This is a genomic window from Anabaena subtropica FACHB-260 (assembly GCF_014697105.1).
Taxonomy (GTDB): domain Bacteria; phylum Cyanobacteriota; class Cyanobacteriia; order Cyanobacteriales; family Nostocaceae; genus Trichormus; species Trichormus subtropicus.
Map to the genome: position 1 here is coordinate 22334 of NZ_JACJRF010000036.1, position 13324 is coordinate 35657.

10 protein-coding genes are annotated in these 13324 nt (G+C 40.1%); 4 read left to right on the forward strand and 6 right to left on the reverse strand.

All coding sequences use genetic code 11. The annotated features are described in order from the left end of the window. Positions 1-113 precede the first annotated feature (113 nt). The 3 genes from H6G18_RS18270 to H6G18_RS18280 all read right to left on the reverse strand — a co-directional run bounded on the left by H6G18_RS18270 (position 114) and on the right by H6G18_RS18280 (position 4152). Positions 114-1070 (reverse strand): isoaspartyl peptidase/L-asparaginase, encoded by a 957-nt coding sequence (locus tag H6G18_RS18270; RefSeq protein ID WP_190408523.1) that lies wholly within the window; start codon positions 1068-1070, stop codon positions 114-116. Positions 1071-1191: 121 nt separating this feature from the next. Next, complete coding sequence (locus H6G18_RS18275) at positions 1192-1347, reverse strand: DUF2256 domain-containing protein (RefSeq protein ID WP_190408524.1); 156 nt, start codon at positions 1345-1347, stop codon at positions 1192-1194. A gap of 273 nt (positions 1348-1620) precedes the next feature. After that, positions 1621-4152 (reverse strand): penicillin acylase family protein, encoded by a 2532-nt coding sequence (locus H6G18_RS18280; RefSeq protein WP_190408525.1) that lies wholly within the window; start codon positions 4150-4152, stop codon positions 1621-1623. A 498-nt stretch (positions 4153-4650) separates the two neighbouring features. On the opposite strand from H6G18_RS18280, the gene H6G18_RS18285 reads away from it, so the two are divergent. Both H6G18_RS18285 and H6G18_RS18290 read left to right on the forward strand, forming a co-directional pair. Next, positions 4651-7770 carry a plasmid replication protein, CyRepA1 family gene (locus H6G18_RS18285; RefSeq protein WP_190408526.1) on the forward strand — a complete coding sequence of 1040 codons (3120 nt, stop codon included), beginning with the start codon at positions 4651-4653 and terminating at the stop codon, positions 7768-7770. Positions 7771-7873: 103 nt separating this feature from the next. Continuing rightward, positions 7874-8545, forward strand: a complete 672-nt coding sequence (locus H6G18_RS18290) for a rhomboid family intramembrane serine protease (protein ID WP_190408527.1) — start codon at positions 7874-7876, stop codon at positions 8543-8545. A gap of 62 nt (positions 8546-8607) precedes the next feature. Here the strand turns inward: H6G18_RS18290 and H6G18_RS18295 are convergent, their stop codons facing one another. From H6G18_RS18295 to H6G18_RS18305, 3 genes are all read right to left on the reverse strand, one after another. Beyond that, positions 8608-9888, reverse strand: coding sequence for a DUF3086 domain-containing protein (locus tag H6G18_RS18295; protein ID WP_190408528.1), 1281 nt, complete (start codon positions 9886-9888; stop codon positions 8608-8610). Positions 9889-10040: 152 nt separating this feature from the next. Continuing rightward, positions 10041-10427 (reverse strand): DUF3119 family protein, encoded by a 387-nt coding sequence (locus H6G18_RS18300; protein WP_390825339.1) that lies wholly within the window; start codon positions 10425-10427, stop codon positions 10041-10043. A 116-nt stretch (positions 10428-10543) separates the two neighbouring features. Then, a complete protein-coding gene (locus tag H6G18_RS18305) occupies positions 10544-11335 on the reverse strand; it encodes an MlaE family lipid ABC transporter permease subunit (RefSeq protein WP_190408530.1) in 792 nt (263 codons plus the stop codon). A 473-nt stretch (positions 11336-11808) separates the two neighbouring features. Here H6G18_RS18305 and H6G18_RS18310 point away from each other — a divergent pair, with 473 nt between their 5' ends. Further along, positions 11809-12105: a hypothetical protein gene (locus H6G18_RS18310; protein ID WP_190408531.1), complete on the forward strand. Its 297-nt coding sequence runs from the start codon at positions 11809-11811 to the stop codon at positions 12103-12105. Positions 12106-12479: 374 nt separating this feature from the next. Continuing rightward, the gene (gene sppA / locus H6G18_RS18315) at positions 12480-13301 is read left to right on the forward strand and encodes a signal peptide peptidase SppA (RefSeq protein ID WP_190408532.1); all 822 of its coding nucleotides are present in this window, start codon (positions 12480-12482) and stop codon (positions 13299-13301) included. Positions 13302-13324: the final 23 nt, after the last annotated feature.

The following is a 13324-nucleotide window of genomic DNA, read 5'->3' on the forward strand; positions in this document are numbered from 1 at the left end:
TTATTTCTTTCTCTTCCCCTGCCTCCCTTGCCTAAGAAAGCCTCCCCTGCTTACCCATCTCACTGTTAGAGCGTTGCTCCCGAAAAATTTTACCCAATCCCCAGACCCCGACACTAACTTATACAGCCGACCTGCGTACCACCCGCCAGTTCTAATGTATCGCCAATCTTTTCGCCATCATGGAAAGCGGCGAGGATGACATCGCAAGTTTTACCCCAAGAAATCGCTCCAGTTGCATCTAAGGCGATCGCACCGAAATCTCTTTTGTTTTCGTGTGCTTCGGCAAAAGAGCGCTGCATGGACTCTTTGAGAGATAATCCATCAGTGACACGGATGACAATCTTCGGGGCTAGGCACTCATCAATAATATCTTCGCCAATGCCAGTACAGCTAACGGCAGCATAATTAGTAGCATAATTACCTGCGGGCATAGCAGAATCACTGACGCGCCCAATACGCTCAAAACCTTTACCGCCTGTAGAAGTACCGACTGCTAATTTACCATAGGTATCTAAGGCTACTACGCCAATTGTGCCGCGTCCAGCATTACTGGTTTCCAATAGTTCTGGTTCTGCTATCACCCCGGCCATTGTTCTTTTAAAATTATCTTGCCGTTCCTGCATCCATTCTTGTAATCGCAACTCAGTTAGAGCATTGTAGCTAGGAATCTGCATTTCCCTGGCTAATTCAGCCGAGCCATAATCTGACAGTACTCGGTCTGGAGAATTTTGTAAAAACTGTGCCAACTCAATCGGATTTTTGACTCGTGAAATATTAATAACACCGCTAAAGCGTCCTAATGCACCATCCATAATAGAAGCACTCATGCGGATTTGCCCATCAGATTGCAGCACCGAACCAGTACCAGCATTGAAACGGGGTTCATCTTCCAACAATTGACAACCCCGCACCACTGCTACAGAAGCATTCACTCCTGACAACAATAGAGCGTAGACTTCCTCTACTACTGCGTGGAGTGTTTTGCGTACTGCTTCTAATCCTCCTTTGCCGTGGAGAGAACTACCTGCTCCCCCATGAATAATTAATTTTGGTTGCACCTGTGACTTCATTTATACCCTGCGCTATTTGCGTCTTAGTTTAGATATTGGGGACTGGTTACTAGGCAATAAAGGTCAGGCTCAGAAGTCCCTTACTTCGTCATCTTCCCCTACAGCCTATTCACTACTGCCTTTAGCTTTTAGCCTCAGAACGACGACGGCGACAACGTTCTGAGCAATATTTCACCTCGTCCCAGCAATCTTCCCATTTTTTCCGCCATGTAAAGGGACGTTGACATACCGGACATATTTTTGTGGGCAGGTCAGATTTAGAACGAGTACGTGCCATATAAATACCGTACTGACTAGATTTAGATTTCCAAGAGCGATGGAAAATAATTATACATAGATTGCTACAAAGGGAGGATACACTTGACGAACAATTATGTTGTATGTCCTCCTATAGACTGGTTTTGGGGTGCTAAGTTCAAGAAAATATTAACATAGGCTGTTTATTTAATAGTTGATACGTTTTTTGCATTGCTCTATGGATAGATTTGATGCAATATACACCAATAAAAAGAGAAAAATATTTCTTTTCTGGACTCTAGGCACTATTTGCTCATTTAGGAATTAACTGCAATTTTGCAGCCGTGTTAGCTGTTACCACCTGCTGTTCCCAAAGCATTAGATGATATTCGAGTTTGCGCCAAGGGTCAATCATGTCAGCATAGTGTTGATGGAAAGTATGACCTGACTGTCCAGGCGCGTGAATAGCTATTGAGTTATCGAGATTTTCTAAATCTACAATCATCCGTAGTGAAGGAATATCTGTGACTTCAAAGGATTGGTTTGCTCGCCAACGGTTGGCGTTTACGGTTTCTCCGTTACCAGAAGTAGGGAAAGAACCACGGTTAAATAAAGCTTCGATGGGTGCAAATCCAGATTTACCCAAGGTGGCGTTACGAAAAGTGATTGTGTGCAGTTTTCCCCAATTCCAAGATTGGGGATTTTTGCCTTGGAGGAGTTCTAGTTCTTCTACTGCTTCTGTGAAAGCTTGACGAAATATTTGGTCGCGGTTTTCTACTTTACTAGTTTGACGATTATCCCACCAATTACTGTTAGGTTGTTGGATAATATTTTGGATGACAGCATACCAGCGATCGCCGCCATCAGGAAAGTATTCTTTTGGTAATTGATCATGAAAGGTATCTTTTAACAAATGCTTCCAAAATACCTCAAATAAAGCAGCCGCAGGTGATTGTGTCTCTAACTGTAAGTTCCAATTTTGTAATATTTTTTGTGCTGCTTGCAACCGAGAATTATTAAATGATATTTTTTGCATTACAGGCACGATATTTTGTGCATTTAAATTTAAATTATCACCTTGTATTTGTCGTACATATTCCCTGGAAATCGGTTTATTTTGCTGGGAAATCATGTCTACAATCCGCTTTGCCCGATAGCCATAAACCCAATCTGTAGTAATTACGTCAGGATATTGATTTGCCACTAAATTATTAGCGGTAACAATGTAACCTGATGATGGATTAAAACTTCGAGGTAATTTTTCAAAATCAATATACTTTTGCCATTCATATTCATCCGTCCAACCAGGAACAGGATAACGTCCATTTCCCTTAGCTCTAAGTGGATATTTTCCTGGCATTTGATAGCCGATATTCCCTTCAACATCAGCGTAGACTAAGTTTTGAGCAGCGATATCAAATTTACTAGCAGCAGTGCGGAAATCTTGCCAATTTTGGGCGCGATTTATTTGCGTAATTGAGTAAACTAATTGTGATGGTTCTAAAGCTGTCCAGCGCAAAGCCACAGCATAGTTTTTTGGTAAATTTCCAGTTGATTTTTGATGAAACTGTTTTAAATTTGGTGCAACATCCGAAAGAATTGGCCCGTGTCTGGTATAACGTACTGTCTGCACAATAGACTGATTCCCCGCAACTTTGATTGTCTCTGGTACAAGCTGCATATCAACCCATTTACCATTGACTTCATATTGGTTGGGGTTATTGGGGTTAATTTTTTCGATGTATAAATCCATTACATCGCCTTGGGTATTTGTCACACCCCAAGCAATGCGATCGCTATGTCCCACAATCACACCCAGCACCCCAGGAAAGGAAAAGCCGTTCACGTTGTATGGACATTCAGCAGTTTTTTTTATACAATGTAGCGCCACCTCATACCAAATAGAAGGCATTTGTACCGCTAGATGGGGGTCATTTGCCAATATCGGCTTGCCTGTGGCTGTACGCTGACCAGATATTACCCAGTTATTTGAACCAATTCCCGCTCCTGTCTGACCGATGAGTTTTTCCAATGCCTTGATTGGTGAGTTAATGGATTGTAAGACCGGGGTAATTTCACTAACTTCTTTAATTGCGGATGCGATGATTTGTGTCTTTGCCAAAGTTTTTTCTTGCTCTGGCGTTTCTGGCAAAATAACGGGCAAATTTTGAGGATAGGGTGGAAAAAGTTCCTCTACTTGAGCAGGGGTAAGAGTCTTCAGGAGAATTGTCCGTTCAATTTCATTTTGGAAATTTCTCCCCAAATCGTAAGCCATCACCTTACCCCAAGTCAGGGAATGCAATATTTGCCAAGGTTCAGGTTTGTAACCAGGATTGAGTAATTGCAATACGGCATATTCTAAACTTAGAGCGCTGCCTTGATGCTCTTGCAGATAGGCGTTGACACCATCAGCATAGGCTTGTAAGTTCGCCTTCATCTCTACATCCATTTGCTGAATTTCTTGCTGTGCTACCCTAGCCCAGCCCATTGTTCGCAGATATTTATCAGTGTCTAACTGGGATGCACCAAACATTTCTGCCAGTTGTCCAGAACCAATGTGCCGCCAGAAGTCCATTTGCCAAAAGCGGTCTTGAGCATGAATATAACCCTGAGCCATGAATAAATCATGGGAATTGCTTGCATAGATATGGGGAATACCCCATTGGTCGCGTTTGATGGTAACTTCAGATTGAATTGAAGGTAAAGCGATCGCTCCATTTTCTAGCGGAAAAGAACGCCGTACAGTATAAGATAAAAATCCCGCCAATAATATACTCAGCACGACAAGGGTAATTACGGTAGTTTTTAGCCCCTTATACAACCTACGTTTTCTGAAGCTTTTCATTATGCGGATGCTGTAGCGCTATCAATCAAATTACTGGGATATTATACAGCTTGCAATCTAATTCTCGTAAAATAACTTACGTAATATCAAAGCGCATACTTAGGGATAAATAATTTTTTCAAGTAACCCAAGCAGAGTTTTGTTTGATCACATCAGTATAAGACTTTATTTTTTTGTATTATAAAATAATTTTTGGAAAAATATTCTAAATCTAAGATTGCTGACAAACTTTTAATTGACAAAGCTTACAAGTCTATGCTATTTAATCAGCTTGCAAGAATTACTGAAATATAAATCTCAATGGCATTAAATATCACAATACAAACTTATTACTTTAGCTATGGGATCTGACAAAATCAGTCGCTGTCACCTATACCGATGTATTTCACAAGACTATGTAATAAAAATATTCCGTATTTATAATATTTTCTTCCATAACAAACTAGTCAAGGCGTGCTAAGTTTTAAATTCATCCTCATTCCGTTCGCGGTTTTTCCCATGCGTCTGCTAGATTTACACCCACAACACCTGGAAGAACTAGTCAAGGGTAGTGGTATAGAATTACACTTAGCACAACTTAATTTTAGGTCTCTCCAAGGCGTCACTGCCTATGAGCATCTATTAATTTCCGAACACCTACCCCGTACCAACACTGGTATGGTAAAAAGTGGATGGTTACAACGTTATAGCCATGTTACGGCTGGTGGTTGGTGGTGTTCTGGGTTAGATCCTCTGAGCAATTGGCAAGCTATGGAATGGGGATGCTTTAAGCCAAACCAACCGCGAACAAATCAAAATGGCAAGTCGATAAAATATGAACATCCACCCAGCACAGCAACGCGCATATTCTGCCTGCGGGTGACATTGGGGATATGGCAACAAGTCTCCCAGCGTTACAATTTCCCCATACCCGAAGATATCACCATTAATTCCCAAGGTGAAGTGAAAGGCTTTTGGCAATGGGTGATGGAACGCAACATACCCGTCATCATTTGCGAAGGAGCCAAGAAAGCCGCAACATTATTATCTCAAGGATATGCAGCGATCGCTATTCCTGGGATTACCAGTGGCTACAGAGTTGTGAAAGATAAGTTTGGCAAAGTCATCAGTCGCCAGCTAATTCCTGATTTGGCGGTATTTGCATTGACAAAGCGCATTTTTTATATATGTTTTGATTATGAAACTCAAGCAAAAACAATAGCTGCTGTTAGTAATGCTATTGCCCAACTTGGTTGTTTATTCCAAGCTAAAAAATGCCCTGTAAAAGTTATAGAACTTCCAGGGTTAGAAAAGGGCGTAGATGAGTTAATAGTTGCAAAAGGCGCAACTATTTTTGAAAAAATTTATCGCCAGAGTGTAGATTTAGAAATTTATTTAGCTCAAATCAAACCTCATACTCAATTAACAATTTCACCTACTCTTACAGTTAATCGTCCATATTTGGGAGAAATAGATTTTCCCACCTCTGGATTAGTTGGTGTCAAATCAGCAAAAGGTACAGGTAAAACTACATCATTACAAGCTGTTGTTCGTCAAGCAAAAAGTATAAATAGACCTGTATTATTAATTACCCACAGGATTCAGCTAGGGCGTTTTTTATGTGAAAAAATTGGAATTAAATGGGGATTTAATCAAGCACAACCCTTAACTAAAAATAGCGATTGGATAAGAACAATAAATACCCAATCTTTAGGTTTATGTGTTGATTCTATCTGGAAACTACGTCCTGAAGACTGGCGAGGAGCAATCATCATTTTAGATGAAGTTGAGCAGTCTTTATGGCATCTACTAAATAGTAATACTTGCAAACATAAGCGCGTCAAAATCTTAAAAATATTTCAGCAATTAATCTCCTTAGTTTTATCCACAGGTGGCTTAGTAATTGCCCAAGATGCAGACTTATCAGATGTCTCCTTAGAATATTTACAAAGTTTATCAGGCTGTAAATTAACACCTTGGATAGTAGTGAATCAATGGAAGCCACAACGAGGTTGGGAAGTAACTTTTTATGATTCCCCTAACCCGATTCCCTTAATTCAGCAATTAGAATTAGATTTACTAGCAGGACGTAAATGTTATGTAACTACTGATAGCCGTTCTGGACGTTATAGCTGCGAAACAATTGAACGTTACCTCAAAGAACGCTTAGAAAAATTGCGATATCAGTTTCCAAAAACGCTAGTAATTAATAGTCATACAACTAATACTCCCGGTCATGCAGCAGTCGATTTTGTGGCAGATATTAACCAAAAAATTACCGAATATAGTACCGTATTCGTTACTCCTAGTTTAGGTACAGGTATTAGTATTGATGTGCAACATTTTGACCGAGTGTATGGCATTTTTCAAGGAGTAATTCCTGACTCAGAAGCAAGACAAGCACTAGCTAGAGTGAGGGATAATGTACCGAGAATTGTCTGGTGTGCTAAACGGGGAATTGGCTTAATTGGTAGTGGTAGTACAAATTATCGTTTACTGTCTGATTGGTATCAGGAAAATCAAAAAGAAAACTTAGCTTTACTGAGTCCTTTACATAAAATAGATGTAGACTTACCCTTAGTTTATGACCCTATTCATTTACGGACTTGGGCTAAATTGTCTGCGAGAGTCAATGCTTCCATTCGTCTCTATCGCCAATCGATGGAAGATGGCTTAACTGCTGATGGACATCAAATTTGGGTGCGGAGTAACGCCATCCACAATAATATTGTTCGAGATTTAAGATTGGCATTCTTAGCAACTGACCCCAGTGATTTAAGAGAACGTCAAAGATTAGTTCTAGAAATTGTCAAAGTTCAAAAAGATTGGGGAGAAAAGCGGCAAAAAGGTAAAGAAATTAAGCGCCAAATAAAAAAAATTAAGCAGCAAAATCAAATAGCAGCAGCAAATAATGTAGCAACCGCTAGAGATATTGATTATTTAGAATACGAGCATCTTTCGTCTAAGCATTCTCTGACTGATGAGGAACGTAATCAAATTCAAAAATACAATCTTCGACAAAGATACGGTATTTTAGTAACTCCCTTGCTGAAGTTGCGGGATGATCAAGAATATTACACTCAATTGTTAATCCATTACTACCTCACCCATGAAAGCGAATACTTTCAAATCAGAGATCAACAAGAATGGCATCAACAATTATCTTGGGGAAATGGTAAAGTTTTTTTGCCAGATTTAAAAACTTATACTTTAAAAGTTGAGGCAATGAGAGCCTTAGGAATGACGGAATTTATCGTATTAGAACGAGAATTTACTGAAAATGACCCTGATTTGATCTGGTTAAAAGATATAGTGTTTCAACATAGTAAACATATCAAAAGGGTTCTGGGTATTGATTTTATTAGATGTCAAGAGAAAATTACATCAATCAAGGTTCTCAGTCGTCTACTGAATTTGTTGGGATTGAAGTTGAAAAGAGTTAATGAAACTTATCTAATTGATCCAGAGACATTTCATGATGAGAGACAAAAAATATTTTCAGTTTGGCAACAACGAGATGAAGTCATATTAACTCAGATTAAAAATATGAGACGTGCAACAAATAATTTAATCTCAAACCAAAAGCCGCAAAAGACAGAATCAAATCCTGTCATCTCTACTATGGTTTCTCTATTTTAGATTTCCTGTAGTCCTGTTGGTTGTATAAGCCTAATTACCTAAACTAAACAACTGCTAAACATTCAAGCTATATTGCAGTTATCAATGATTAGGAAAAACACCAGTGTTTCCCCTCTACGACGAAAATCCGACGCGAATCACCCCGTATTTCACTTACGGGATAATTGGGATGAACGTTTTAGTTTTTCTTCACGAAGTGAGTCTGTCTAATGCAGAGTTAAATCAGTTTTTTGGCCAGTATGCTTTAGTACCTCAAGAGTTAACCACCAACTTAGCTAGTGAATGGCCAACTTTATTTACATCACAATTTTTACACGGCGGTTGGTGGCACTTGATATCGAATATGGTTTTTCTTTGGGTTTTTGGCAACAATATTGAAGAACGCCTGGGACATTTCAAATATTTAATTTTTTATTTGACTTGTGGTGCTTTAGCCGCTTTGTGTCAGTGGTTCATTGGAATGTATTCCACTATTCCTTCTTTAGGGGCTAGTGGCGCAATTTCTGGAGTTCTTGGTGCGTACCTGATTCGTTTTCCTCAAGCTAGGGTGACTACTTTAGTTTTCTTGGGGTTCTTTGTGACCACAATCAGTGTTCCGGCACTAGTGATTATTGGAATTTTCTTTGTTCAAAATGTGATATCTGGTCTTCTCAGCCTACAAGCAGCCGCCAACATGAGTGTACAAACAGGGGGAGTTGCCTATTGGGCGCACATTGGCGGTTTTGTGTTTGGCGTCATACTAAGCCCTATATTTGGTTTGTTTAGACGCGACTAATTCTTATTGTGAGATCGCAATTGTTCTGCGATCTCACTAATGACTCATGACTGATGATTCAATTAAAAGTCATCGTCAAAATTTTTCATGGCTTTGGGGTCAGGAGCAAAGGCTAACCATAGAGGAAATTGTAGTAATGCCAGACTAATTTGCTCTTCAGAATCATCAATGAGAATCAAAGGTAGCTGATTTGCTTTTACTAGACGGTCTGCTTTTTGTGCTAGAGCTTCTGGTGCTTCAAATAAGACAACGCCTCTATCTGGGCCAAAATCTGGGCGACCTATGCCAAGACAGTCTTGTAAACCCCGCCGCCATTCACCTAGACGTTCTGGTGTATTAGCTAAAACTAGGGTGCGGACGCGATCGCCATATAATTTATGTAATATCGAAATTGCCGCCGAAGCAATCAAAATATTCTGCAAACGGCTACCCATTGTCCGTAAAGCCCCCCTTCCCCCTTGGTTAAAAAACCAATTTGCAACTCGTTCGGCGTGGACTGGTTCAAAGGTGCGGCGCAATTGCCAAGCAGGTCCGTAATAATCTGGTTTATTACGATATTGGTCAATTAGGCGGCGAACTTGCTTGGTTGTGTCTTGAAACTGCTGTTGAGCAAATTGGGGTGTACCTGCTTGGGGTTCGGCGGGTTTAGCTTCTTTGGCTGGTGGTCTTTCTCTTTCGATGACGGCTGGGACTAATTGCAGTTGTTCGGCTGCGGCTGCCAAATCTTGTAAACTACCTGCCAGATAGTCTTTAAAGCCTTGTACCCGAATTGCCAAGTCTTGAGACGTACCCGCAAAAGTAGTCCGCATCTCATTGCGGATACGTTCTTGACGGCGTTCTAGCTGTTCTACGGAAATTTGCAGTGTTTGTTTGCGTTGTTCTAGTTGTGCTAGCGACTCTTGCACAATTCTTCCCAGTGCGGTTTGAGTTTCGCTGAGTTGTCCTTGAAGAGTTTTGTATGAAGCTTGTAGGTTAGCTATTTCTTCGTTGAGTGCTGCTTCGGTGCGTTGCAGTTCTATAATGCGTTGTTCTGCTTGTGTGTATACTGAATTATTTGGTGATTCTGATTCTACTTCTGAACCCAGAGTTGTAGTGTCTGTTTCTAAATCAGCTGTTGATTCTAGCGTCACATTGTCTGTAGAATCTGTCAATTCTTCATTAGAGAAGGGTTGCTCAAGATTGGTGTAGTCTGATTGTGACTCAAGCGATGGAGTTTGCCCTTCGTTTTCCAGAACTGACTCTTCAGATAAATTTTCTGGATTTTCCAGCTGAGGGTTTTCTGGTTGTATTTGCTCCAACCACTCATCAATCGGTTCTGGAGTTTGAGATTCGTCAGGGTTCATAAACTATAGTGCAATTCCTAAGATGCGAATAATATAGCTTTCAAAGATATACAGTTGAACTGTCCGAAAATTTCTAAGTTCTCAGTCTAACTCGAAATTGAGAAGGGCTGAGTGCTGAGTAAAAAATCCTCTCCCCTGCTCCTCATTTCTCTTTAAATACGCGGACAGCGCTCTTCTAAGCAAGCTTTGAGGGTTTTGGGGTCAAATAAAATTGGCAAAAAATGAATGCTGTTAATTTCTTTGAAGTAGAACAATATAGGAACTCTATCCCAAAAAATTCGCCAGTTTTGCCATTCTTGGTAGGGAAAGCGGCGAAGAAGTTTATCACCTCTGTAAAGGTCAAAGTCAGTGGCGGTAAATTGCACACGTAAGCTGACTGTTTGAAATAAAAGAAATAATCCCAAAAATGCAAACACAATTCCCACCCAAGGTTGTAAAAACAGTAGTGGAATAGCCGCAATCACTAAAACTACAGGGATATTGTAACTAGGTTTAAGTTCCACAGTTGCTGCGGAGTTAGGCGCAATTGAACTGGTCACAGTTTCCCATCCTACTTGAGTAGACACTTCTCTTATTTTAGGAGTTATGGGTTTGAACTCTTAGTTAATAGTCAATAGTCACAAGTTATTCTCCCCTGCGTCTCTGCTCCCTAGTCCTATATTCCTTGCGGCAATGCACCACCAGTTCCTTGAAACATTACCCAAGACAAGAAAAAGTTGCTAATAAAGATAATTAGTAGGGCTGTAACAACGGCAGTTGTGGTTGATTGTCCTACTCCTTTAGCTCCGCCGGTGGTTGTCAAACCCCAACTACAACCAATGATGGCAATTAGCACTCCAAAGCAGCAGGCCTTAATCATGGTGCTAAAAATATCCCAGATACCCAGCAGGTTACGGGCAGAATCTAAAAATACTGTGTCGGAGATTCCATACATATTTGTGGCAATGATTAATCCCCCTAACATCCCTGTAACTAAAGATAAGAGGGTTAAAATTGGTAGCATCAGAAAACAAGCCAGCAGACGGGGAATAACTAAATAGTCAATTGGGTCGGTTTTTAACATCAACATGGCATCGATTTGTTCTGTTACCCGCATTGTGCCGATTTCTGCGGCAAAAGCAGAACCGACACGTCCCGCTAATATGACGGCTGTCAATACTGGTGATAGTTCCCGTGTCAATGCTACTGCTAATACTCCGCCGACGAGATTCCCCGCGCCAAAATTAATAAACTCCCGTGCTACCTGAATAGTAAATACTGCACCTACAAAAACTGCTGTTAATAGGGCAATAAATAAAGAATCTGGCCCTACTGCTGCCATTTGTTCTGTAGTGTTGCGCCAGTGGATTTTACCCTTCAGTAGGTGAACTATGGCTTGTCCACCCAGAAAAATCGCCGCCAGCAATCGCTGACTCCATGTTCCTAAGCTGGATTTGGATATGGTCATTAGTCATTAGTCATTAATCATTAGTCAATAGTCAATGGTCAATGGTCAATAGTCAATGATCATTACTTAAGTATGGATGGGATTATACTTTTACGAGAAGCAGCTCTATGAGGTTGTTCGTGTTCTGACAATAGTCATTAGTGATTTTCCTCCGCTTTCTGCTCTATTGTCTCCTTGTCTCTCTGGAAATATTAATTTTACTTAACGATTTTCTCAGGAAATATAGCTTTGCATAAACACGTTAAACGTAGTTATGCGGCGATACTTTGAAATATGAGCTTTATTTGACAAGGCTTTTCGAGATTTTTATCTTTTTTAGAGTTTTAGCCACTTGTGTAACAAGTAACTCCTTAATTTAATGAAAACTTAAGATTTTTGACAACTTGTCTATTGGGGAGCGATCGCACGTATTGTAGGAAGAGGACACATAGCTGTTCGGCTATGGTTCATTTTAGTCTTGGAGCTTGTCTGAAATGAATATTTTTACCAATTTTCTCCGTTCCCTAGTGCTAACGATTATTTTTAGCTTTGTCGCTCCCCTATGCTTAATCGGTGGTGTTCTGTTGTCTTTATCTTTAGGTGGCTATGTTCCCCTTTTGCAAGGCTTAACTGAGGTAATTGCTAATGGCATATTTAACTTCCTGATAATTTTTGGTAGCGGTTCTGCTTTACAGGGAGTTTTAGTGATTGGTCTGACTTGCAGTTTTGTTGGGGCGCTATTTGATACTTACGTTTACTACCGATATCAAATTTTAAGGTTGGATTCCTAATTCATCAAAAAGCAATGGTTATGTCTCAAAGGGTGATGAAGGTAAATTTCACTATTACTTTCACGTCTGAAAAATATTGTAGATTTTAAATTGAATAAATATTTATAATACTAGATTACTATTCATTAAGTTTATAGAGAATTCATAGTTGATCCTTGAAATATAAGTAGGGTGGGTAATGCTCACCCTATTATGGTTTTGGTGGATATTGCCTACCGAAACTACAGATAGTGAAATTTTTGTCAGATAAAACCTAAAAAATTTCTGAAAATTCCGAATATTTTCATGGTTACTCTTTTTTTCATAGAGCAGAGTTAAGACATCTGACCACTAGACAATTTATATTTAGATTATTACGAGGTTTTTATTTGCTCATGGTTTGGCCTTTTAAGTCAAGGTTTCGTAAACAAATTGCTCGCATTGAGATTACAGGTGCGATCGCTGGTGCAACTCGCAAACGGGTTCTGGAAGCTTTAAAAACTATTGAAGAAAGAAAGTTTCCTGCATTACTACTACGCATTGACAGCCCTGGCGGTACAGTCGGTGATTCTCAAGAAATCTACAGCGCCTTGAAGCGTTTACGAGAAAAAATCAAAATAGTTGCGAGTTTTGGGAATATCTCTGCTTCTGGCGGTGTCTACATCGGTATGGGCGCTGAACACATCATGGCTAATCCTGGAACTATTACAGGTAGCATTGGTGTAATTCTGCGGGGGAACAACTTAGAACGCTTGTTAGATAAAGTTGGCGTTTCCTTCAAAGTGATTAAGTCCGGCCCTTACAAAGACATCTTGGCATTTGACCGAGAACTCACCGAACCAGAACAAGAAATATTACAGGAGTTGATTGACACAAGTTATCAGCAGTTTGTCCAAACAGTAGCAGAAGGAAGGTCTTTAGCGGTAGAAAAAGTGAAAAGTTTTGCTGATGGGCGGATTTTTACTGGACAGCAAGCTCTAGACTTAGGAATTGTAGACCGATTAGGAACAGAAGAAGAAGCCCGTCGCTGGACAGCAGAATTAGTTGGTCTTGATCCTGAGAAGACACCTTGCTATACCCTAGAAGAACGGAAGCCTTTATTAAGTCGAGTTTTACCAGGAAACCGTAAGGGTTACTCAAGACTGAGTGCAAGTATGGACTGGCTAGAATTTGAAATGTCAACCAGTGGTTTACCACTGTGGTTATATAGACCTTAAATTGTCAATAGTCAGTAGTCATT